Below are 21,706 nucleotides of genomic sequence, written 5' to 3'. Positions count from 1 at the left end.
AGAGGATCAGGCGGCGACGGCGGCGTCGCTGCTTTCGCTCACGGGCAGGCGGATCAGGTAGTCGAACGCGGAGAGCGACGCCTTCGCGCCATCACCCATGGCGATCACAATCTGCTTGAACGGCGTGGTGGTCACGTCGCCGGCTGCGAACACCCCCGGGAGCGACGTGCGGCCGTGGTCATCCACCACGATTTCACCGCGCGGCGACAGTTCCAGCGTGCCTTTCAGCCAGTCGGTGTTGGGCAGCAGGCCTATCTGCACGAAGATGCCTTCCAGGTGCACGCGGTGGTTTTCGCCCGTGGCACGGTCGGTATAAGCCAGGCCCTGCACTTTCTGCCCGTCGCCGAACACTTCCTGCGTGTGCGCATTGACGATGATGTCCACATTGGGAAGGCTGCGCAGCTTGCGCTGAAGCACTTCGTCGGCGCGCAGCTTGCTGTCGAATTCCAGCAGCGTCACGTGACCCACGATGCCAGCCAGGTCGATCGCTGCTTCCACACCGGAATTACCGCCGCCGATCACTGCGGTGCGCTTGCCCTTGAACAGCGGGCCATCGCAATGCGGGCAATACGTCACGCCCTTGTTCCGGTATTCCTCTTCGCCCGGCACATTCATGTTCCGCCAGCGTGCGCCGGTAGAAAGCACCACCGAACGGGCCTTCAGCGACGCGCCATTGGCGAGCCTGATTTCAATGAGGCCACCTTCGCTGCCTGCCGGAATCAGCTTCTCGGCGCGCTGCAGGTTCATCAGGTCCACTTCGTACTGACGCACGTGCTCTTCCAGCGAAGCAACCAGACGCGGGCCTTCGGTGTACGGCACGGAGATGAAGTTCTCGATGGCCACGGTATCGCTGACCTGTCCACCGAAACGCTCCGCCGCCAGACCCGTGCGGATGCCCTTGCGTGCGGAGTAAATGGCCGCAGCCGCGCCCGCCGGACCACCGCCGACGATCAGCATGTCGAACGGCGCCTTCTCGTCGATCTTGCGGGCATCGCGCCTGGCTGCGCCCACGTCGATCTTCGAGACGATCTGCTCAACCGTCATGCGGCCGGCATCGAACGGCTGACCGTTGAGGTACACGGTGGGCACCGACATGATCTGGCGCTCGGTGACTTCATCCTGGTAGATGCCGCCGTCAATCGCCGTATGACGGATGTTGGGGTTGAGCACGCTCATCAGGTTCAGCGCCTGGACGGTGTCCGGGCAGCTGTGGCACGAGAGCGACATGTAGGTTTCAAAGTGAAACTCACCTTCGATGTTGCGCACCTGCTCGATCACTTCTTCAGTGACCTTCGGCGGGTAGCCACCCACCTGAAGCAGCGCCAGCACCAGCGAGGTGAATTCGTGGCCCATCGGAATGCCAGCGAACGTCACTTCCACATCGCTGCCTTTGCGACGAATGACAAACGAGGGCTTGCGCGCATTCTTGCCGTCAAGGTCAACGGTGACCATGTCCGACAGCGACGCGATGTCGCGCAGCAGCGCGGTCAGTTCCTGGGACTTGGGGCCGGAGTCGACGGAGGCCACCAGTTCGATGGGCTGCACAAGCCGCTCCAGATATGCCTTGAGCTGGGTTTTGAGGTCTGCGTCCAACATCGTGATGGCTCCATATAAAGGGTGGCGCAGCGCGCAGGCGGTGGGGAAGTCCGCGAGGCGCCGGGCGCCGAAAGGGGAACCGGCCCGCCGCGAAGGCGGGACGGTATGGGCGCATGAGGCTGCCCGGTTTCCTGCATGCCCCGGCCAGCGTGGCCGGGGCGGTACAACCTTTGGTGCTTAGATCTTGCCGACGAGGTCGAGCGACGGCTTCAGGGTGCTGTCGCCTTCCTTCCACTTGGCGGGGCAGACTTCGCCCGGGTGAGCGGCGACGTACTGAGCTGCCTTCACCTTGCGCAGCAGTTCCGACGCGTCACGACCGATGCCGTTGTCGTGGATTTCGCACAGCTTGATCAGGCCTTCCGGGTTGATCACGAACGTACCGCGCAGGGCCAGGCCCTCTTCTTCGATCATCACGTCGAAGTTGCGGGTGATCGTGCCGGTCGGATCGCCGATAAGGGCGTACTTGACCTTGCCGATGGCTTCGGAGGTGTCGTGCCATGCCTTGTGGGCAAAGTGCGTATCGGTCGACACGCCGTACAGCTCAACGCCAAGCGCCTTGAACTGGTCGTGGAAATCAGCCAGGTCTTCCAGCTCCGTGGGGCACACGAAAGTGAAGTCGGCCGGGTAGAACATGACGACGGACCACTTGCCCTTCAGGTCGGCTTCGGTGAGCTCGATGAACTGGCCGGCGCGGAAAGCGTTCGCCTTGAACGGCTTAACTTCAGTGTTGATAAGCGACATGGTGCGTCCTGTGTGGTGGGTTAAGCCATGAAGGTTACGCCAACCCCTGCGATATACAAAATCGTTTGTTCCGATGGTCGTCATAAGCGCGGTCTATCGTTATCCGAATCTCACCAGACGCTTTCGATGACTGGCATCCCGGCTTGACGCGCGACCTTTCTCGTATCATTGTTTGTTACATGAAACGAGACACCCGACTCTCCGGCGTCCTCCACGCCTTGCTGCACATGGCCGAGCACGACCGCGCGCCCATGACCTCAGACATGCTGGCCCACTGCATGAGCACGAATCCCGCCGTGGTCCGCCGGACCATGGCCGGCCTGCGGGAGGCTGGCATCGTCACGTCCGTGAAGGGGCACGGCGGTGGCTGGTCGCTGGCGCGTGACCTTTCGCAGGTCACGCTGCGCGATGTGTACGCGGCCCTGGGGATGACCACGGTCTTCTGCATCGGTCATCGCAATGGCAAGCCGGAGTGCCTGCTGGAACAGGTGGCAAACGAAGCGATGGACGATGCGCTGGCACGCGCCGAATCCATGCTGGTCGGGCGTCTGAACGAGATCACTGTTGCCTCGCTGTCGGTGACATTCCACCAGCGCGCGGCCCTGCTCACGAAGGAGAGGTCCTCCCATGCTGTTTGATGCCATGGTGGTCGGCGGCAGCTACGCCGGTATTTCCGCCGCCCTGTTTCTCGCCCGTGCGCGCCGCCAGGTGCTGGTGATCGACGCTGGCGTGCGGCGCAATCGTTTCGCCTCGCACGCCCACGGGCTTCTGGGTCACGACGGCCGGCCGCCCGGTGACATCGCGGCATCCGGGCGTGCCGACCTCATGGCTTACCCGACCGTTACCTGGGTCGATGGCAAGGTCGCCAAAGCCCATGTATTGGACGATGCTTTCGAGGTGCAGCTGGAGTCAGGCGCGCTGTACACGGGGCGGCGCGTGGTGCTGGCCGGTGGTGTCACCGATACCCTGCCCGCCGTCGAAGGCATCGAAGCGTTATGGGGTCAGGGCGTGTATCACTGTCCCTATTGCCATGGCTACGAGCTGGAGGGTGGCGATGTCGCTGTTCTTGCTGCGGGTCCCGCGGCTTTCCATGTGGCCATGATGCTGCCGGACTGGGGACGCACCACGCTGTACACAAACGGGATGTTCCAGCCCGATGCGGAACACACGGCGCAGCTCACGGCACGCGGTGTGCGCATCGACAGTCGTGACGTTCGTTCCCTGTCGCGCGACGACAAGGGCGTGCGAATCACGCTGGCCTCGGGGGAAAGCCAGTCGGTGGCGGGTGTGTTCACCCAGCCGGCAACCGCGCCGGCCGGTGATCTGGTCACGCAGTTGGGTTGCGCACTGGAAGACAGCCCCATCGGCCGCTTCGTCACGACGGGGCCCACAAAAGAGACCACGGTGCCGGGCGTGTTCGCTTGTGGCGACATCGCCCGCGCCGCAGGTTCGGTGCCGTTGGCCATCGGCGATGGTGTGATGGCCGGAACAGCGACACATCAGTCCATCGTGTTCCGCCCGCACTGACTTTTACGGGTGCGCGTTCTTCCCCGTGACCCACCGGGCGAAGAACGCGCTCAGGTCACGACCGCTGGACAGCTCCATGCTCTTGCGGAAGTCGGCGGTAGTGACTGATTTGCCTGCGAATTGGCGGGTGTAGTCGCGGATGCCTTTCCAGAAGGCGTCTTCGCCAAGCTCCCTGCGCAGCAGATGCAGCGCATACGCGCCCTTCTGATACACCACGGCCCGGTCGTCGCGGGTGGGCTTCACCCACTGGGTGTACACCAGCGGATGATCCTTGCCTTCGCTGACCAGTCGCTCCACGCGCTGTCGCCAGCGATCCACCGTGGCGTCGTAGACGGCGTCACCAAAACGGTGCTGCGCCCAGGCGGCGGCCATGAAATTGGCGAAGCCTTCGTTCAACCAGAAGTCGTTCCAGCTCTCGCAGGTGACCCGGATGCCCCACCACTGATGAGCCGCTTCGTGGGCGATCAGGTCTTCGCGCGTCGGGTCCTTCAGTACGTCCTGCCCGTAGGCTTCCGACATCAGCGCAAAGCCTGCCAGTTCCTGGCCGATGGTGTCGGTAACCAGTGCCTGCTGGTAGCTGCCCGTGTACGGCGTGCCTGCCTTGTCACCGAAGAAGGCGAGCATGTCGGCTGTGTCGCCGAATACCTGCTTGAGCTGGTCCTTGCCGAGATCGCGCGACAGGAATCGCAGCGATACGCCGGGCGCTTTCTGATCCACGCCGTGGAAACGTCCCGCCGCGAAGCCGTAGACAAATCCCGGCACCGGCACGTCCTGCTGCCAGCGGTAAAGCACGCGACCATGCTCCAGCGGCGTGCGCGATACCATGCGGCCATTGCCAATGGCATCGAAAGTGGCGGGCACCGCCACGCTGAGGTCCAGGGTGGCGCGTGCGTCGGGTGCGTCGATGGACGGCAGCCATTCGCTGGTGGAGAAAATCGTGTAGAGCTGTTCGGTCTCCGGATGAAACTCCAGCCCGAACGTCGGCTTGCCGTGGTAGGTGAGATGCACGTCCATCGGCTGCCCGGCATGCAGTGTCGCCGGAAGCATTACCCGCAGTTGCTTGCCCTCGCGGGCGAACACGAGGGGTCCCGCATCCGAGGTGACCGAGTCGATGGTGAGCCCGCCCGCGTCCAGTTCAAGCACCGCCGTCCCGGTGATGTTGGCTACCACCTGCACGGTCTCTGCGCCGGTCAGCGACCGAGCCGCGAGGTCCGGGTCGATGCGCACGCGATAGGCCAGAACGTCCACGTCCCGCGCGATGGCGCTGCTGAAAGCACCTGCCGCGATCAGCACAGTCAAGCAGCGGGCGACGCGTTGTCGCGAAAGGACCATCAGAGGCATGTCACACCGTGAGACCGTAAGGGTCACGCATTGTGCGGGCTGAGGTCCGTCAGGCAAAGGCTCCGGCAATCAATTCGCGCATGATCTCTGCCGCGGGTGCTTCGCGCGCCAGAGCCGCCGCCTGCCCGGCCCACAGCGGCTGAAAATCGCCCGAACCCTGCGGCTCGGTATGCGCGCGCAACGGTGCCAGTGCGCTTGCCGCCAGCGGGAACGGAGGCGCCAGTGTCGTCATTGGCCCCACCTCGCGCATCAGGCGATTGATGATGCCGCGCGCAGGACGGCCGGTGAATACATTGGTGATGGCTGTACTGTCGTCGCGAACGTTACGCAACGCCTCACGATGCACAGACGTCGTCATGACTTCGGGCGAACGCAGAAACGCCGTGCCCAACTGCACGGCAGACGCGCCCAGTGCCAGCGCGGCACGAATGCCCCGCGCATCACCGATGCCGCCGGCTGCGATGACCGGCACGTCGACGGCATCAACCATCTGCGCGACCAGCGCCATCGTGCCGACCTGCGTTGCCATGTCGTCGGTAAGAAAGGAGGCGCGATGGCCACCGGCCTCGGCACCCTGGGCGATGATGGCGTGGCAGCCGCGCTGAGCAAGCCACTGCGCTTCAGTCACGGTGGTAGCCGATGAGATGACCAGCGCGCCGGTCGCCATGACCCGGTCGAGCAATGCCTTGTCAGGCAGGCCGAAGTGGAAGCTCACGACCTCGGGACGAAGGGCTTCCACCAGCGCACAGGACGCGGCATCGAACGGAGCACGGCCACCGCCAGCCGCAGCCGGGGTCTCGGCCAGACCGAACTGGCGGTAGTACGGCGCCAGTCGCTCGCGCCAGGCGGCCATCGCATCCTCCGCGTGCTCCGGCGAGCGGTGGGCGAAATAGTTGAGATTCAACGGGCCGCCCGTTGCAGCGCGGAAGGAGTGCACATCCTTCTCCAACTGCTCACCGGACACCGAGGCGGCCGGCAAGGCGGCCAGACCGCCCTCCTGGGCGACGGCCAGCGCCAGTTGCAACCCGCCGGAGCCCGCCATCGGGGCAAGCAGCAGGGGGTGAATACGGCTCAGGAGGTCGCTGAACGATCCTCGTGTGTTCGTGCTCATATGCCTCATCCGGCCGAGGGTCGCCTCTCGCGACACGAAGCGCTGACGGTACACCTTCGTGCGCCGGGCGGGCACCCCGGCTGCTCTCACCCCGCGTCATGCGCCAGTCATATAGACTGCCACATTCATCCTCTCGATCTGCCTGTCCATGCGTCGTCTTTCCCTGCGCTTCCTCGCCGGAGCGCTGCTCCTTCTTACGCTTTCCCGATTCGCATTGGTGGCATGGCAATACGGCCGCGTACACGACGCTGGCGGCATCTGGCCGGTGATCCTGGGTGGGTGGCGCATTGATCTGAGCCTGCTGGGCATGATGCTGGCCATTCCCGCCGTCGCCTCGCCGTGGTTTGGCCATCGCCCGCTGGCCGTGCACATCACCCGTGCCTGGTATCTGCTGTGCTGGGTACTGCTGGCGCTGCTGGAGGTGTCGACGCCACAGTTCATCATGGAATACGACACGCGGCCCAATCGCCTGTTCGTGGAATACCTGGACAGCCCGACCGAAGTGCTCTCCATGCTGTGGCACGGCTATCGCCTGTCTGTTGGTCTGGGAATCATTGCGCTGGCCGCAATCGTATGGCTCGGCTGGCGGCTCCTCTCGCCGGCACGCAGCGACCGCCGCATGGGTTGGCTCCTGCGCGTGCCGGCCAGTGCGGTGTTCCTGCTGGCCTGCCTGCTGGCGGCACGCGGCACGTTGCAGCATCGTCCGATCAACGAGGCAACGGTGGCCTTCAGCAGCGACAGCATGGTGAACACTCTGCCGCTCAATTCGTTCTACAACGTGGCCAACGCGATTCAGGACATGCGCCACGAGCGCTCGTCCGCCGACGTCTACCCGGCGATGCCGGTGGACACGATGAATGCGCTGTTCCGCCAGAGCATCGGTCTGAGTGGAGCCCCGCTCGACCCGGCGTATCCGACGATGCACGCGCAGCAGGCCAGTGTGGCTCGTCCGCAGCCGCTGAACCTCGTCATCATCATGCAGGAGAGCCTTGGCGCCCAGTTCGTGGGGCATCTGGGTGGAGAGGACCTGACACCGCGCCTGGACGCACTGAGCAAGGAAGCGTGGACGTTCAACCGTGCCTACGCCACGGGCACGCGTTCGGCGCGCGGCCTGGAAGCGGTGAACACCGGCTTCCTGCCCACCACCGCCGAAGCCGTACTGAAACTGCCGCGCTCGCAGCGGGACTTCTTCACGCTGGCGGAGCTGCTTGGCCACCAGGGCTTCCATTCGCGCTTCATCTACGGTGGTGAAGCCCATTTCGACAACATGCGCGGCTTCTTCTTCGGCAATGGCTTTGACGAAGTGGTGGATCTGAATTCATTCGTGAACCCCACCTTTGTGGGCTCGTGGGGTGCCTCCGACGAAGACATGTTCAACGAGTTGCACAAACGCCTGCTGACCGATACGGACAAGCCGCATTTCACGCTTGCTTTCAGCGTATCCAATCACACGCCATGGCAGTACCCGGCCGGGCGCATCACGCCGGTGGGCAACCCGGCCAGCGTAGAGAACACCGTGCGCTATGCCGACTACGCCATAGGCAAGTTCTTCGATGAAGCGAAAACCTCACCGTACTGGCAGAACACGGTTTTCCTGGTGATCGCCGATCACGATGCGCGGGTGTTCGGGGCCAGCCTGGTGCCGGTGGAGCATTTCCACATTCCGGCCTTGATTCTGGGTGGCCAGGTGGCGCCACGTGAAGATCAGCGCATCGTCAGCCAGGTGGACATGGCGCCGACGCTGCTCTCGCTGATGGGTGTATCCAGCATCCATCCCATGCCGGGCACCGACCTTACCGTGCGCGATCCGGATCGCGCGGTCATGCAATACGGTGACAACTTCGGTTACCTGAAGGGTGACCAACTCGTTGTGTATGAGCCCCACAAACCGGCCTCACAGTTCCATTACGATGGCCGCGCGTTGCTGACGCCGACAGCCGTTGATCCTTTGCTGGCCAGCGAGGCGCTTGCCACGGCCCTTTGGCCCAGTTGGGCGTACAAGGAACAGCGTTATCGCATGCCTGCCAGATAAGGTTACTGATGCGTCCACGGATCGCCGCTTTTCTTGTCGCCCTCTGGATTCCGGCTGCGTTCTGCCAGGACGCACCCGCGCCGGCAACCACCTCCGCCGTGATGCTTGAGTCGGTCACGGTCAGTGGCGAACAGCCTGGCCCGGGGCTGTGGAAGGTAACCAAAGACGGCCACGTGATGTGGATACTGGGCACGTATGGGCCGCTTCCGGCGCGCATGCAGTGGCAGTCCAAAGAAGTCAGCGATGCCGTGGCCGGGTCCCAGGTCGTGCTGGGCTCGCCGTCCATGTCCATCAAGCCGAAGACCAACTTCTTCGGCAAGATGTTCCTGCTGCCGTCGCTGATCCATGTGCGCAACCTCCCCGAAGGCGCCACGCTGAAGGATGCCGTACCGGCAGCTGACTACGCGCTGTGGCTCACCCTGAAACAGAAATACATCGGCCGGGACAGCAGTGTGGAGAGCTATCGCCCCCTGTTCGCCGCGTTCGAGCTGTATGGCGATGCCATCAAGAGCATCGGCCTGAAGCAGATGAGCGGCGTCGAAAAATCCGTGACGCAGATGGCGAAGGATCGCAACGTGCCGGTCCAGCCTGTGCGCTACACCGTGGAAGTGGAAGAGCCACGCAAGGTCATCAAGGCGTTCAAGGCCGCCGATCTGGAAGACGCCGCCTGCTTCCACCAGACCCTGGAAAACGTGGACAAGCGGCTGAACACCCTCACCGAGCGCGCCAATGCCTGGGCCACCGGCGACGTGCCGGCCCTTTCGGCCATGCTGGCGCAGGATCGCTGGGAAACCTGCCTCAATGCCGTTGGCGAGGCCGGTGTGGCCAAGCAGCTTGGCCTCAACGATGTGGTCGGCCGCCTGGAATCCACCTGGCTCGACGCCGTGACCACCGCCATGTCCACCCACAAGCAGACTTTCGCCATGGTGCCCATGTCGCTGCTGGTAAGGCCACACGGCCCGCTGGAGAAGCTGGCGCAGCGCGGATACACGGTCACGGCACCGGACGACGTGGAAGATTCGCCCTGAGCGTGCGGGCCACTCTTTTGGCCTAGTCCATTGTGTGTAGCGACGGGTGCCCCGGGCGGTGCTAAAACTTGTCGCCAGTTCCCCGACGAGATACTGCCCGGTCATGACTATGGCGACGTCGCACCCCACCGTCCGCGAGCGGACCCGCGCCCTGCCCCCCATCCGCAGGTTGCTTGAGGCGCGTTACGACCGGGAATTTTTTGCCCACACGTCGCTGACCCACAATCTGTACCGGGGCGTGTTCAACACCTTCGCCGAGGCGCAGGCAAGCATCGCAGGCAGGCAGACGGTGGGATACGACAACACCCCCTCTGCGAGCCTGTACCGTGAGCGCACCCACCGGGTGTACATCAACGATTATCCGATGATGCTCTGGCTGTCGAAGCTGCTCGACAGCGGGGCCATGTCCGTATTCGACCTGGGTGGCCATATCGGCGTGGCTTATTACGCGTATCAGCGCTATCTGCGCTATCCGGAGCGCCTTCGCTGGACGGTGATGGACGTGCCAGCCGTGAATGCCGCAGGCACCGAGTGGGCCGAATTGCATGATCCGGAACGACGGCTGCACTTCACTTCGTCAGCTCAGGATGCAGACAATGTGGACATCCTGTTCGCCGCCGGTTCCCTGCAATATCTGGATTACACCCTCGGCGACCTGCTCGCCTCGCTGCGCCACCGTCCACGACATCTGCTGCTGAACTCGGTACCGCTGCATCCGAGCGCATCCTATTTCACCGTGCAAAACATGGGCACTGCCTGTTGCCCGTATCGGGTAACTGCCGACCGGGAATTCCTGCACGGTCTGCGCGAGCTGGGCTATGCCCCGCAGGATCGCTGGGAAAACCCGCACCGCAGCTGCCAGATACCGTTCCACGAAGATCGCTCCCTGGATCGCTATTTCGGTTTCTGCTTCGAGCGGCTGCCCTGACCGTTCCCGGCACGTTGCTAGAATGGGCAGGTCATCCGCCAGGCCTGTCCCACTCATCATGTCTTCCCCCCTGCGCATCGTTGTCGCCTCGACCAACCCGGTGAAAGTCCAGGCAGTGAAAGCCGCCATCGCGCCGTTTTATGCCGACCGCGAGGTCAGCGTGTACGGCATGTCGGCGCCCTCAGGCGTCAGCGACCAGCCGATGACCGCGGCGGAGACGCGTCTGGGCGCCATCAATCGCGTGAACTTTCTGCGCGAAACGGCCAGCGGGGCCGATCTTTACGTAGCGATGGAGGGCGGCATCGAAGTGACGGAGGATGGCGCGGCCACTTTCGCCTATGTGGCCATTGCCGATGACGATCAGCTATCCGTCGGCCGCAGCGCCTCGCTCAGCCTTCCGGCGCATGTTCACGACGCGCTCGCGCACGGCGACGAACTGGGCCATGTGATCGACCGCCTGTTCGCCACGGAAAACATCAAGCAGAAAGGCGGCACGGTCAGCCTGCTGACCAACGGTCGCGAAACGCGCGAAAGCGTCTACACCCAGGCGCTGGTACTGGCCATGGCGCCCTTTCTGCATGCGGAGTTCTACGGCGGCGCGCTGTCGTCATGCGTGGCGCGCGACTCCCAGGCATAACGCGCAAGATCAGCACGACCGCCCAGGCCGAGCTTGGTCAATGCCACCGCTTTTTGCGTGCTGATGGTAGAAGTGGCCTTGCCAAGATGTGTGGCGATGGCTTTGATCGACATGCCGGACGCCCACAGTTCCAGAACCTGCGCTTCGCCCCGACTCAGCCGCGCAGGCGGGTCGTACAGTTCCAGCGCCGTCTTCATCACGGGCGAAAGATAACCTCGCCCGTCTTTCGCAGCGGTGGCTGCCGTACGCAGATGACGCGGCCCATCGCGCTTGCTCACGATGCAGATCACACCCGCGCGCACCATGTCGCGCAAAACGGCGGTGTCTTCAATCGAGGTCAGAACAACAAGCGACACGTGCGGATATCGCTCGCGCAATACATGGATCAGCGCCATGCCGTCTTCGCTGTCATGCACTGGCATCGCATAGTCGCAGACCACTACGTCGATATCGTCGCCATGCTCGCCCAGCAGGGCGAGCAACGGCGCGCCGCTGTCCACGACTGCGGCCACCTGCATCCTCATGTCGTCTGCAATGGCCATGCGCGCACCTTCGCGAGCGACGGGATGATCGTCCGCAATGACAACACGGATTGCTTTGGTGCTCACGTGCGGTCTCCCAGGTTCATGACAATGCGGTTAGGATGACGTGACAAGAGGGAGCTTCATCTCCATGAATATTCGAATCGCCATCGCCGACGACCATCCTTTCGTGCAGACTGCGCTGGAGCGCAACCTGGGCGACCGACACGGCATTGACGTGGTCGGCGTGGCCCACTCGCCCAACGACCTGCTGGCACTTCTGGACGTCACGCACTGCGACGTCCTGCTGACCGACTACGCCATGCCTGTGGATGGTGAGCATCCGGATGGACTGCGCCTGCTGGCCGAAGTCACGCGGCGCCATCCCTCGCTGGCCATCGTCGTACTTACCGGCCTCAAAAGCCCGCAGATCCTGCGCACCATTGAGGCAAAAGGCATCCGTTGCCTGGTGTCCAAGGGCGACGACCTGGACGACATCGAGGACGCCATCCACGCCGCGTTCAAGCGCCAGCCGTTCCGCTCTCCGCTGGTGGCACAGGCGCTCCTGACGCTCGATGACGAGTTCGACACCGCCGAGCTGGACATGCACCGCCTTACGCCCCGCGAAGCCGAAGTCGTGCGCATGCTGGCCGAGGGTTACTCGGCCACTGAAATCGCGCGACTGACCGGCCGCAGTCACAAGACCACCAGTGCGCAGAAGATTTCGGCAAAACGCAAATTGGGCATCGAGCTGGACACTGATCTTTTCCGGTATGCGGTTACGAGTGGCATGGTCGCGGCCTCCGGTACCGGCAGGCGGCGCACCGACGATGAAAGCGATAAGCCATCAGATTGACGGCCGCGTCCGCGACGTGCCTCCTGATGAGCGTTCCATCCGCGAGCGATAGCCGTCCAGACGCTCGTCAATGCGCAATTGCAGGCCTTGCACGATCGGGCCAATGCCTTCCAGTCCGTGCACCTCGACCCACTGTTCCAACTCGGCGCTGTGCTCGGCGAGCAAGGCTTCGTTGGCCATCAGGAAGGCTCCCTTCAGCGAATGCAGGCGCTCCAGCACGCGGCTTTCTTCGTTTGCACCCACGGCCTGCACCAGGCGTTCCCAATCGTGGATCACGGATCCCATCAGGATTTCCACGAACTCGGTCGAGCCACCTTCTTCGTCTGGATGAAACGGCCACGCATCGTCCGGAAGCAGGTCGCGCAGGGTGGTCTCCAGTTGCGCCAGGGTCACAGGCTTCAGCAGCAGCGATGCGATGCCGCATTCGGCCGCACGCACGTCATCGCCTTTGCCGATACCTGCCGTCACCGCAAACACCGGAATAGCCGCGCCCCGTCGACGCAACGCGGCGGCAAGGGAGAAACCATCCATGCCGGGCATTTCAATGTCGGTGAGCACGGCGGTGTAGGGATACTCGTCGCACATTTCCAGCGCTTCCTGGCCACCGTCTGCTTCGTCGGTCATGTAGCCCAGCGCAGACAATTGCTGACGAAGCAATTCCCGCCCGAACGGATTGTCGTCCACCACCAGCACGCGACCGGCGGCGGGTGTGGAGCGCGCAACACGCGCCATGGCCTCGCGCATGGCGCCGGGGCCGCGACGCATCAGCAGCACATCCATCAACTCACTGCTGGCATACGCGGACAGAAACACCACGCCATGGTCGTAACGTGCCTGCAACGGCCCGTCCCGCGACAGCCGCACGACACGTGCGCCCTGCTCCACCATGTCGCGCGCATCGGTGGCGCCCAGCGCGCGCTGATCGCCCGCCACCACAATCGTGTCCCCGGGCGCAATGGAGCGCAGGAAGCCGGAGTCAAGCATGTCGAACGCATCGACCGTCGCACCGCGCGCGTCCAGCCACGCGCTGATCGACGTCCGCCAGGTGGCATCGGTAGATACGACAACCATCGTCTTCCCGGCCAGCTCACACGCCGAACCTGAGCCGGATACCCGGGAAAGGGTCACGTTGAAGGCAAACGTGGAGCCTTCGCCAGGCTCGCTTTCCACGCCAATGCTGCCGCCCATCAACGTCACGATCTGCTGGCACAGCGCGAGACCAAGACCCGTACCGCTGTAGCGCTCTTCGTCACTGAAGCCCGCCTGCGCAAAAGGCCGGAACAGCCGGGTCATCTGTTCGACGCTCATGCCGACGCCGGTATCTTCCACTTCAAAGCGCAGTGCGAGTTGGTTCGCGTCGTGCAACGACATCGACGTGCCTGCCCGCACACGTACCGTGACCGCACCTTCCGTGGTGAAGCGAAGCGCATTGCCAAGCAGGTTGTTCAGCACCTGACGAATGCGCTGCGCGTCTCCCACGCAGGCAAGGTCCACCTGGGGATCCACGTCGTGGAACAGCCCCAGCCCCTTGCGCCGTGCCAGCGGAGCGAACAGGTGCAACGACTCTTCCACCAGCGGGCGGACTTCAAACGGCGCCGCATGCAGCGTCATCTGGCCGGCTTCGATCTTCGAGAAATCGAGCACGTCGCCTACGGTCTTGAGCAGCGTGTCGGATGCCGTGCGGACGCGGGCGATGTGTACGGCCTGCTCCCGGTCCAGCCGGCCATGCGCCAGCAGTTCCAGGTGGCCGATGATGCCACTGAGCGGCGTGCGGATTTCATGGCTGATGGTGGCAACGAACTGCGACTTGGCCGCACTGGCGCGCTCGGCAATCAGGCGAGCCTGCTCTTCGGCCTGTTGTGCGGAGCGGAGGTCTGCTTCCAGCTCCGCGATGCGTGACACGTCCCTGACGACACACAGCAGCACCGCCTGGCGACGATACGTCGTGGGGCGTGCCGCCACCAGCAACGTCCGCTTCGCGGTGCCCGCGAGTTTGTATTCCACGCGGAATTCGCTGCTTGCCGTGGATTCCAGGGGCGTCGCGCGCTCAACCGCGCGCTGGTCCATATCGACCATGCGCGCGTAGAGGGCCACACCGGCTGTTTCCGCTTCGGCGGCAAAGCCCTTGATTACGTCGTTCTCAAGTAATGGCTTCAGCGTGGCCAGATCAATGAGGCTCAGGCCCACGGGCGAGGTATGCACGATGGTGCGATTCAACGACTCGCTTTCTGCCAGCCGGGCCGCATCCTCCTCAGCAGGCCTGAGAACGCGCGCGCTGATTCCCGCGATCCAGGCCCAGAGCATGCCCAGCGTCAACACCAGGCCGCCGGACAGTGCCAGCCAGCGTGCCCACAGCGCCGCCCACAGATCAGCGGGGGTGTAGCGCTGCGCGATGGTCCAGTCCAGGCCGGCCACGCGTTGTGCCGCGACAAAGGAGCTGCCTGCGCGAACGAACGTGGGCTGCCCGGTTTCATCGGGCGGCGTGTCCAGAACGTGAGGGACAACAGGCTCCCCGCTGCGGGGCTGTCCCGCTATGACGTCACCCCGCACCGTCGCAAGCACCACGTCGCCGCGCAATTGCGGCGCAAGACGGCGACGCACATCAGTGAATGACTCAAACGACAGCATGCGCCACTGCGCGATGCCATCCACCTTCGCCGTAAGCACACCCACCAGCGAGCGCTCGCCATTGAGCGGATTGATGCCCGAATAGGAGACCACCGCTTCGTGACCACTGGACGGCGGCAGTTGCGCATCGTCCACCATCAGGCGGTGAAACAGTGCTTCGCGCCCGTTGACGCCCAGCCGTGAAGCGAGCTGCCGATCATCCGGCGTACGGCTGAACATCATTACCGAACCGCGCATGTCGTACGCATAGAGGGACAGCGATCCGGGCGCCTCCATCTCTGCGACGGTCGCCGAGGATTGCGAAGACAGCTCGTTGACCAGCCCCAGCCAGCGGGCCAGTTCGTTGTCGGGAAGCCTGCGCTCGGCTCTGCCAATCACCAGAAACGGCACACCGCCCTGACCGCCCCGCACCATCGCGGTGTCGCCGGCATCGCGAAAACGGGCCATCCACGGCTCGCCCTCCTGACGCAACAAGGGTCCGCGATCACGCAGCAACAGTTCCATGCCGTAGAGGCTGCGGGCATACCCGCGCTGCCGCTGGGCTAGCCAGGTCTCCACCGCGGTAGCGTTGTCTTCCAGCCACTGGCGCTGGTGCGCCACATAGTGATGCACCTGCACCCACGCGACACCCGCGACCAGCGCACACAGAAAGACGGACAGCAACGTGCCACCGCCGTAAAGAAGCCTGCGCCGATATCGCATGAGACGACTTGCCGTGTCGTCACCACCCTGTCGTGCCGCGTGTCCCATCCGTCTTTGCCCCCGCCTGCTGCGCTTTCGCCCGTGCCGACGTCACGCGCGTTGATCGCACGCGCTGCTGAGCCGGGCCTTCCGACCCGCCATGAAACGTCCGCGCTGGCGCGCAGACCATCGACGAAGTCTTACGACGCGTGGAAGGACTGAGGCACCAGCGAACGGCGCAGCCAGCTTCGGCCCCGGGTGGGGGTCTGACAATAGACCGTCAGTTGTAGGTGAAGACCACAATTGACGAGGCGATGGGGCGTAACTGCCCGATCAGGGCTTGGGTGGAGGCGCCATGCCGGGCCGCTGGGCGGCGCGCTCTTTCATGAACGTGGCGATGTCCTGCTCGGAGACCTTGCCGGTCTTTTGCGTGTCAATTGCGTCGAAGTTGCGCGACACCATCGGCATGGCCTTCGCTTCGTCGCGGGTGAGATATCCGTCTTTATCCTTGTCGGCGGCAATGAAATTCTTGTGCGCCTGGGCGACCCGGTCGGCCAGATAACCTGCGCCGTTCTGGGCGACAGCAGCAAGACTCGCCAGCGAAAGGCACGCGGCGGCCACAAGCGATACGGTCAGCGAACGCGACATGAGGACCTCTTCGGAGAAGGATGGACGGATTCACGCTGCCACGCGCCCTTCAGGCACGCAAGCGGCGGTGCGTGAAGATGCACCGCCGCCGCGCCATCAGCCGGCGGCGAGCGCCTTGTCCACCATGGCCTGGGCTTCTTCCAGAATCTGCTCCAGGTGCTTCTGGTCGCGGAAGGATTCGCCGTACACCTTGTAGATGTCTTCGGTGCCTGAAGGGCGCGCGGCAAACCAGCCGTTCGCCGCCATCACCTTGATGCCGCCGATGGGCTGGTCGTTGGCCGGTGCGCGGTTGATGACCTGGAGCACGGGCTCACCGGCCAGCGTGCGCGAACCCACTTCTTCCGGCGTGAGCCGGGACAACCGGGCCTTCTGGGCATGCGTGGCGGCCGCATCAATGCGCGAGCTGGCCGGATCGCCCAGAGCCCCCGTGATGTCGCGATAAATCAGGCCCGGGTCTTTGCCGACGGTTGCCGTCATTTCGCCGGCAAGAAGTGCGGCAACGATGCCGTCCTTGTCGGTGGACCACGGAAGGCCCTTCCGGTCGAGGAAGGAGGCGCCCGCGCTTTCCTCACAGCCAAACCCGAGACTGCCATCGAACAGACCCGGCACGAACCACTTGAAGCCCACGGGCACTTCCAGCAGCGGCCGGCCCAGCCGTTTGGCGATGCGGTCGATCAGGGCGGTACTGACCACGGTCTTGCCCACCGCGGCATCCGCGCGCCAGCCGGGGCGATGGCTGAACAGATAATCCGCCGCGGTCGCCAGGTAATGGTTGGCCTGCATCAGGCCGGCACTGGCGGTGACCACGCCGTGGCGGTCGTGATCGGTGTCACAGGCGAAGGCGACGTCGAAACGATCCTTCAGGCCGATCAGGCGCTGCATGGCGTAGGAAGACGAAGGGTCCATGCGGACCTTGCCGTCCCAGTCCAGCGACATGAACGAGAACGTCGGGTCTACCTGATCGCTGACGACCGAAAGATCCAGACGATAACGGTCGGCAATGGCCGCCCAGTAATGCACCCCTGCTCCGCCCAGCGGATCGACGCCCATGCGCACGCCGGCTCCACGGATCGCGTCCAGGTCGAGCGCGTGTGCCAGGTCGCTGACGTATTCGTCGAGGAAGTCGTGTTCCACCGTGCCCGAAGCCGCGCGGGCGGCCGCGAAGGTCACCCGCTTTACCCCGGCAAGCTTGCCCTCGATGAGGCTGTTGGCACGCTGGGCGATCCACGACGTGGCGTCGGTGTCGGCGGGGCCACCGTGAGGCGGGTTGTACTTGATGCCGCCACTGTCCGGCGGATTGTGCGACGGCGTGATGACGATGCCGTCTGCCAGGCCTTTGTCGCGACCGCGGTTGTATTTGAGGATGGCATGCGACACGGCGGGCGTCGGCGTGAACTCACCGCCCTTGGACACACGCGTGGGCACGCCGTTGGCTATCAGCACTTCCAGCGTGCTCTCGAACGCCGGCTCGGACAGCGCATGGGTGTCGATGCCGACGAACAACGGCCCATCCACGCCCGCGCTCGCGCGGTATTCGCACACGGCCTGCACGATGGCCCACACATGCGTTTCGTTGAACGAGCGTTCCAGCGAGGAACCGCGATGGCCGGAGGTGCCAAACACCACCCGCTGTTCTGGCACCGACGGATCGGGCGTCAGATCCCGATAGGCCGCAAGAAGTCGCGGAATGTCCACGAGCGGAGCCGAGGTGGCCGGTTTACCCGCGAGCGCACTGATACTGGAACTCAAGCTGATCTCCTGCTGGCCGCCGCTGCGGCGCGTTGAGGCATTGTAGGTTGCCGTCAACGCGCAGGTTGTCAAGCTGGCGTGGAAATGCCCGTTCAGCGCTCACGCGTACCGGCGACGTACAGCTTGCCGGAGTCTTCAAAACCAATGGTGCTGATGCGTGCGTCGCGCAGCGACAGCACGGCTTCTTCCGTGGTGCCCATGGCGTATGCCGATTCAGCGGGCGTGATGATGCGCGCGTTGCGACGGCGTACCTTGCTGCCGAAGCGGAAGCGGTTGTACACCGACCAGGCGATGAACACGATGGCGCAGCACGCCGCCAGCGTCACCAGCGTCATGAGGTCGGTTTCACCATTGCCGGTGGACTTGCGGAATATCTCCACGTAGGTGGTGTGGACTCCAAAGGCCCAGGCGAACAGCGTGATGAGCGGTAGCCACAGGAAGAACCAGAACGCCCAGGCGGCGAGCGTCACCAGACCGAAGAAGACGCGTTGCGCCGGCTTCTGGTGGTCCGGGCGCTGGATGATGATGGCTTCGGCTTTCAACGGATTCCCCTGTCCGGGCTGACCCAGATGGCGCGCGTGCCCTTGCGCTTGAACAGCGCCTTGGGGAACGCGACGATCGACGTGCCGGTGTTGAGCACCCAGTAAATCAACGGATACCAGATCATCCAGTAGTAGTTGCGGCCCACCCGGGTTTCATAACGGCGGTCCACAATCAGGCTGACGAAGAACTGGATGAGGCACGTGGCGCCCAGCACCACGCCGTGCCAGTGCGGCAGCAGCGTGTCGACGTGCAGCACCGGCGGGAGGGTGATGAACTTGCCCAGAATCCACAGCGTGACGATGGCGGCCATGTCATAGGCCCACAGCAGGCTCAACAGGTATTCCAGAGCCACCGGCCACATGCGGCGCTGCCGCCAGCGCATCAGCGCACGATCATAACGCAACAGCACTTCGGAGCCGCCCTGCGCCCAGCGCAGGCGCTGCTTCCACAGGCCACGCACGGTTTCGGGCATCAGAATCCAGCACAGCGCGTTCGGTTCGTAGCGGATGTCCCAGTGACGCATCTGGAGGCGCCAGCTGATGTCGATGTCTTCGGTGACCATGTCGGTGTTCCAGTAACCGACATCGTGCAGTGCGCTCTTGCGGAAGGCCGCAATCACGCCCGACACCGTGAAGATGCGCCCATACACGCGCTGAGCACGCTTGATGAGGCCGATGATCGAGGAGAACTCACCCACCTGGAGTTTGCCCAGCAACGTGGAGCGGTTGCGGATGCGCGGATTGCCCGTGACAGCCGCCACGCGAGAGCCATCGTTCATGTGGTACATGAGCCAGTGCGTGGCGTACTCATCCAGCAGCGCGTCACCATCCACGCAGACGAAATAATCGCCCTTGGCGGCCAGCGCCGCCATGCGCAGCCCCATCGCCTTGCCCTGATTGCTGGCCAGATGGATCACGCGCAGGTTGGACACTTCGCGGGTCAACTGATCGAGCTGCGCACCGGTGTCGTCGCTCGAACCATCGTTGACCGCGATGATCTCGAACGCCGGATAACGCTGACCGGCCAGGTGCGCGATGGTTTCACGTACCTGCTCGCCCTCGTTGTGGCAAGGCACGATCAGGGTAACGAACGGGTATTCCTCAAGCTCCGGCGGGGTAACGCGCAGCGGTTCGTTGCGCTCCCAGCGGAAGAAATAGATGAGGCCGCCACTCATCCAGATCAGCGACATCGCCAGCGGGTAGAAGAACGCAAACTCAAGCAGGCCGTGAATGATGTTCGTGTCCATGACTACCGCGCCGGAAGGGGATAGGGGTAATCAGACGCCGAGATCGCGGGCCGGATCACTTCGAGCTTCGGATGGTCACCGATGAAATCATCGGGGTAGTAGCCGATATGCCGCGCCCCTCCGGCCTGCAACAGGCGCAGCCGGTGTGCGATGTCTTCCGTGGGGATGGGTTTCTTGTGCACCCAGTCCTGCGTGGCCACTTCAAACAGCGTGCGGTCCAGCGAACCGGGCGTGGCGGTCACCGCCTTCAGCAGGCGGCGGAACCACGCATCCGTGGGCGACTCCTTGTCCAGCTGCGGCATCGCCATGATGGCGGTGATGTTGTATGCGGCATTGAAAGCCGGCAGGCTCTGCGCGAACCAGCTTTCCGCTGCCGGATCGACTACCGGGCGGGCGTAGATGTTGCGCGCGGTCAGCACCTGCGGACGCCAGCGCTTCACCCGCTCGGTCAGCTCGTTGGTGAAGTCGATCAGGCGCTGCGTGCGCTGGGCGGCCGTGTCCTGGGCCCAGGGCCCGAGGTTGTCGGTATCGCGCAGATAGGCATCGTCGGAGAACAGGATGCCCGCCGCGTCGGCATGACGTGCCAGATCTTCGTAGACGTCGCCAATCTTCGCGCGCACCGCCGGGTCCCACGGCGCCAGCCGATAGTGATCGGTGTCTTTCGGGCCGCCCGGCCCCAGCGCGGGCAGCTTGCTGCCATCGGGGAACCGGAACGCCATGACCGGAAGCCATGCGAAGACGCGCACGCCGGCACGGGTGCGCAACTGCCACTCCACGCGAGAGTACAGATCGGCGCGCATCGGCAGATGCCGGTTCGGGAAGTACACCGCGTCCGCCACGCCATCACCATCCGGGTCGGCATAGGCCTGCAACCAGACCTGCGACGGATGCAGGCGCTTGATGCGGTCAAGCAGTCTGGAAAGGTTTTTTTCCTGCTGCGCCGGGTCCGGATCGTAGACATAGTCCAGATCCACCTGCACCGCGCGGGTGGGATCAATGCGCGACTGGTGACGCATCAGCCAGGCCAGACGCACGGCACCCACGTTGCCGCTGACCAGCAGGCGCGGAATCGTGCGCGTGGGGTCCAGCGACGGGAGCGCATCGCCCAGGCTCATCGACACGGGCATGCCGACGTCGGCCGCAATCTTCGTGGCAACGCGGTTGTACGAACCGTACGGCCACACGATGGCGCGCGGGCGATGGCCCGTGTTGGCTTCGATCTCGTCGGCACTCTTCTTCAGGTCCGCACGGATGCGCGCGGTATAGGCCGCTTCGTCTTCGTAGGTTTTGCCATCGGGCGTGACCATCGCCGAGGTGGCGGCAGGCAGCTGGTTGCCCTGCGGGTTGGCGTTCACACCATGATGCAGGTCGTAGCTGTGCGAGGCGAACTCCACCAGACCGCTGCGCTGAATTTCCTTCACCTGGTCCCAGGTGAGGAAGCAATGGCGGTCACAGGTGGCGCCGTTGTACGGCATGCTCTTGCCCGCCGGCATGTCGATCCACGAGCCCACCAGCGCGGCCACGGCCGGATAGTTGTATGCGCGAAGCAGCGGGTAGACGCGGCTGTAGAAGCTTTCCAGGCCGTCGTCGAAGGTGAGCAGCACCGGACGATCCGGCAGCGCGGCACCGCCGTTGCTGGCATCCACCACCTGCTGGAGCGTGACCACGTTGTAGTGGTGCGCGCGCAGCCAGTCGAAGTGAGCGACCAGCTTGTCGGAGCTGGTGGCATCCGGGTCGTGGTCGCCGCCGTTGCCGCGCACGTCGTCGCGAACATCATGGTACGCCAGCACCACCAGCGTGTTTTTGGCGGCGCCTGCGGGAATGGCAGGCGCCTGGGCCATCGCCGGAACGGCGAAGAAGGCCAGAAGCAGAAAAGTGATCAGGTTGCGCATC

Annotated in this window: 18 protein-coding genes; 7 read left to right on the top strand and 11 right to left on the bottom strand. The window is 64.1% G+C overall.

Annotated elements, in window-relative coordinates:
- Positions 1 to 6 precede the first annotated feature (6 nt).
- Positions 7 to 1,596 (bottom strand): alkyl hydroperoxide reductase subunit F, encoded by a 1,590-nt coding sequence (ahpF, locus tag FHW69_RS16210; protein WP_183424136.1) that lies wholly within the window; start codon positions 1,594 to 1,596, stop codon positions 7 to 9.
- Positions 1,597 to 1,773: 177 nt separating this feature from the next.
- The gene (ahpC, locus tag FHW69_RS16205; RefSeq protein ID WP_183424135.1) at positions 1,774 to 2,337 is read right to left on the bottom strand and encodes an alkyl hydroperoxide reductase subunit C; all 564 of its coding nucleotides are present in this window, start codon (positions 2,335 to 2,337) and stop codon (positions 1,774 to 1,776) included.
- Positions 2,338 to 2,516: 179 nt separating this feature from the next.
- Between ahpC and FHW69_RS16200 the strand changes: the two genes are divergently transcribed.
- Both FHW69_RS16200 and FHW69_RS16195 read left to right on the top strand, forming a co-directional pair.
- The gene (locus tag FHW69_RS16200) at positions 2,517 to 2,975 is read left to right on the top strand and encodes an Rrf2 family transcriptional regulator (RefSeq protein WP_183424134.1); all 459 of its coding nucleotides are present in this window, start codon (positions 2,517 to 2,519) and stop codon (positions 2,973 to 2,975) included.
- Positions 2,965 to 3,864, top strand: a complete 900-nt coding sequence (locus FHW69_RS16195) for an NAD(P)/FAD-dependent oxidoreductase (RefSeq protein ID WP_183424133.1) — start codon at positions 2,965 to 2,967, stop codon at positions 3,862 to 3,864. Before FHW69_RS16200 ends, FHW69_RS16195 begins: the two co-directional genes overlap by 11 nt.
- 3 nt (positions 3,865 to 3,867) lie before the next feature.
- Here the strand turns inward: FHW69_RS16195 and FHW69_RS16190 are convergent, their stop codons facing one another.
- The gene (locus FHW69_RS16190) at positions 3,868 to 5,157 is read right to left on the bottom strand and encodes a M1 family metallopeptidase (RefSeq protein WP_343204041.1); all 1,290 of its coding nucleotides are present in this window, start codon (positions 5,155 to 5,157) and stop codon (positions 3,868 to 3,870) included.
- 97 nt (positions 5,158 to 5,254) lie between these two features.
- Positions 5,255 to 6,316 (bottom strand): nitronate monooxygenase family protein, encoded by a 1,062-nt coding sequence (locus FHW69_RS16185; RefSeq protein WP_183424132.1) that lies wholly within the window; start codon positions 6,314 to 6,316, stop codon positions 5,255 to 5,257.
- Positions 6,317 to 6,464: 148 nt separating this feature from the next.
- Here FHW69_RS16185 and FHW69_RS16180 point away from each other — a divergent pair, with 148 nt between their 5' ends.
- From FHW69_RS16180 to yjjX, 4 genes are all read left to right on the top strand, one after another.
- Positions 6,465 to 8,348, top strand: coding sequence for an LTA synthase family protein (locus tag FHW69_RS16180; protein ID WP_183424131.1), 1,884 nt, complete (start codon positions 6,465 to 6,467; stop codon positions 8,346 to 8,348).
- 8 nt (positions 8,349 to 8,356) lie between these two features.
- Positions 8,357 to 9,376 carry a TraB/GumN family protein gene (locus FHW69_RS16175; protein WP_183424130.1) on the top strand — a complete coding sequence of 340 codons (1,020 nt, stop codon included), beginning with the start codon at positions 8,357 to 8,359 and terminating at the stop codon, positions 9,374 to 9,376.
- Positions 9,377 to 9,485: 109 nt separating this feature from the next.
- Positions 9,486 to 10,304, top strand: a complete 819-nt coding sequence (locus FHW69_RS16170) for a TIGR04325 family methyltransferase (protein ID WP_183424129.1) — start codon at positions 9,486 to 9,488, stop codon at positions 10,302 to 10,304.
- 58 nt (positions 10,305 to 10,362) lie between these two features.
- The gene (yjjX, locus tag FHW69_RS16165) at positions 10,363 to 10,941 is read left to right on the top strand and encodes an inosine/xanthosine triphosphatase (RefSeq protein WP_183424128.1); all 579 of its coding nucleotides are present in this window, start codon (positions 10,363 to 10,365) and stop codon (positions 10,939 to 10,941) included.
- Here yjjX and FHW69_RS19235 read toward each other — a convergent pair.
- Positions 10,893 to 11,549, bottom strand: a complete 657-nt coding sequence (locus FHW69_RS19235) for a response regulator transcription factor (protein ID WP_183424127.1) — start codon at positions 11,547 to 11,549, stop codon at positions 10,893 to 10,895. The genes yjjX and FHW69_RS19235 overlap by 49 nt on opposite strands.
- 64 nt (positions 11,550 to 11,613) lie before the next feature.
- Between FHW69_RS19235 and FHW69_RS16155 the strand changes: the two genes are divergently transcribed.
- Positions 11,614 to 12,318 (top strand): response regulator transcription factor, encoded by a 705-nt coding sequence (locus FHW69_RS16155; RefSeq protein WP_183424126.1) that lies wholly within the window; start codon positions 11,614 to 11,616, stop codon positions 12,316 to 12,318.
- Here the strand turns inward: FHW69_RS16155 and FHW69_RS16150 are convergent.
- From FHW69_RS16150 to pgaB, 6 genes are all read right to left on the bottom strand, one after another.
- Positions 12,310 to 15,648, bottom strand: a complete 3,339-nt coding sequence (locus FHW69_RS16150) for a hybrid sensor histidine kinase/response regulator (protein ID WP_183424125.1) — start codon at positions 15,646 to 15,648, stop codon at positions 12,310 to 12,312. The two genes, FHW69_RS16155 and FHW69_RS16150, sit on opposite strands and share 9 nt — an antisense overlap.
- Positions 15,649 to 15,960: 312 nt before the next feature.
- Positions 15,961 to 16,275 carry an EF-hand domain-containing protein gene (locus FHW69_RS16145; RefSeq protein ID WP_183424124.1) on the bottom strand — a complete coding sequence of 105 codons (315 nt, stop codon included), beginning with the start codon at positions 16,273 to 16,275 and terminating at the stop codon, positions 15,961 to 15,963.
- 96 nt (positions 16,276 to 16,371) lie between these two features.
- On the bottom strand, positions 16,372 to 18,024 hold the full coding sequence (gene pgm / locus FHW69_RS16140; protein ID WP_183424123.1) for a phosphoglucomutase (alpha-D-glucose-1,6-bisphosphate-dependent): 1,653 nt from the start codon (positions 18,022 to 18,024) through the stop codon (positions 16,372 to 16,374).
- Positions 18,025 to 18,116: 92 nt separating this feature from the next.
- Complete coding sequence (gene pgaD, locus FHW69_RS16135; RefSeq protein ID WP_183424122.1) at positions 18,117 to 18,566, bottom strand: poly-beta-1,6-N-acetyl-D-glucosamine biosynthesis protein PgaD; 450 nt, start codon at positions 18,564 to 18,566, stop codon at positions 18,117 to 18,119.
- On the bottom strand, positions 18,563 to 19,813 hold the full coding sequence (gene pgaC / locus FHW69_RS16130) for a poly-beta-1,6-N-acetyl-D-glucosamine synthase (protein WP_183424121.1): 1,251 nt from the start codon (positions 19,811 to 19,813) through the stop codon (positions 18,563 to 18,565). Before pgaC ends, pgaD begins: the two co-directional genes overlap by 4 nt.
- Before the next feature lie 2 nt (positions 19,814 to 19,815).
- Complete coding sequence (pgaB, locus tag FHW69_RS16125; protein ID WP_255494852.1) at positions 19,816 to 21,705, bottom strand: poly-beta-1,6-N-acetyl-D-glucosamine N-deacetylase PgaB; 1,890 nt, start codon at positions 21,703 to 21,705, stop codon at positions 19,816 to 19,818.
- Between the last annotated feature and the right edge of the window lies 1 nt (position 21,706).

This window comes from Luteibacter sp. Sphag1AF, assembly GCF_014192715.1.
GTDB lineage: Bacteria > Pseudomonadota > Gammaproteobacteria > Xanthomonadales > Rhodanobacteraceae > Luteibacter.
Note: the sequence above shows the minus strand (reverse complement) of the source record. Positions and strands in the feature narration are given on the sequence as shown.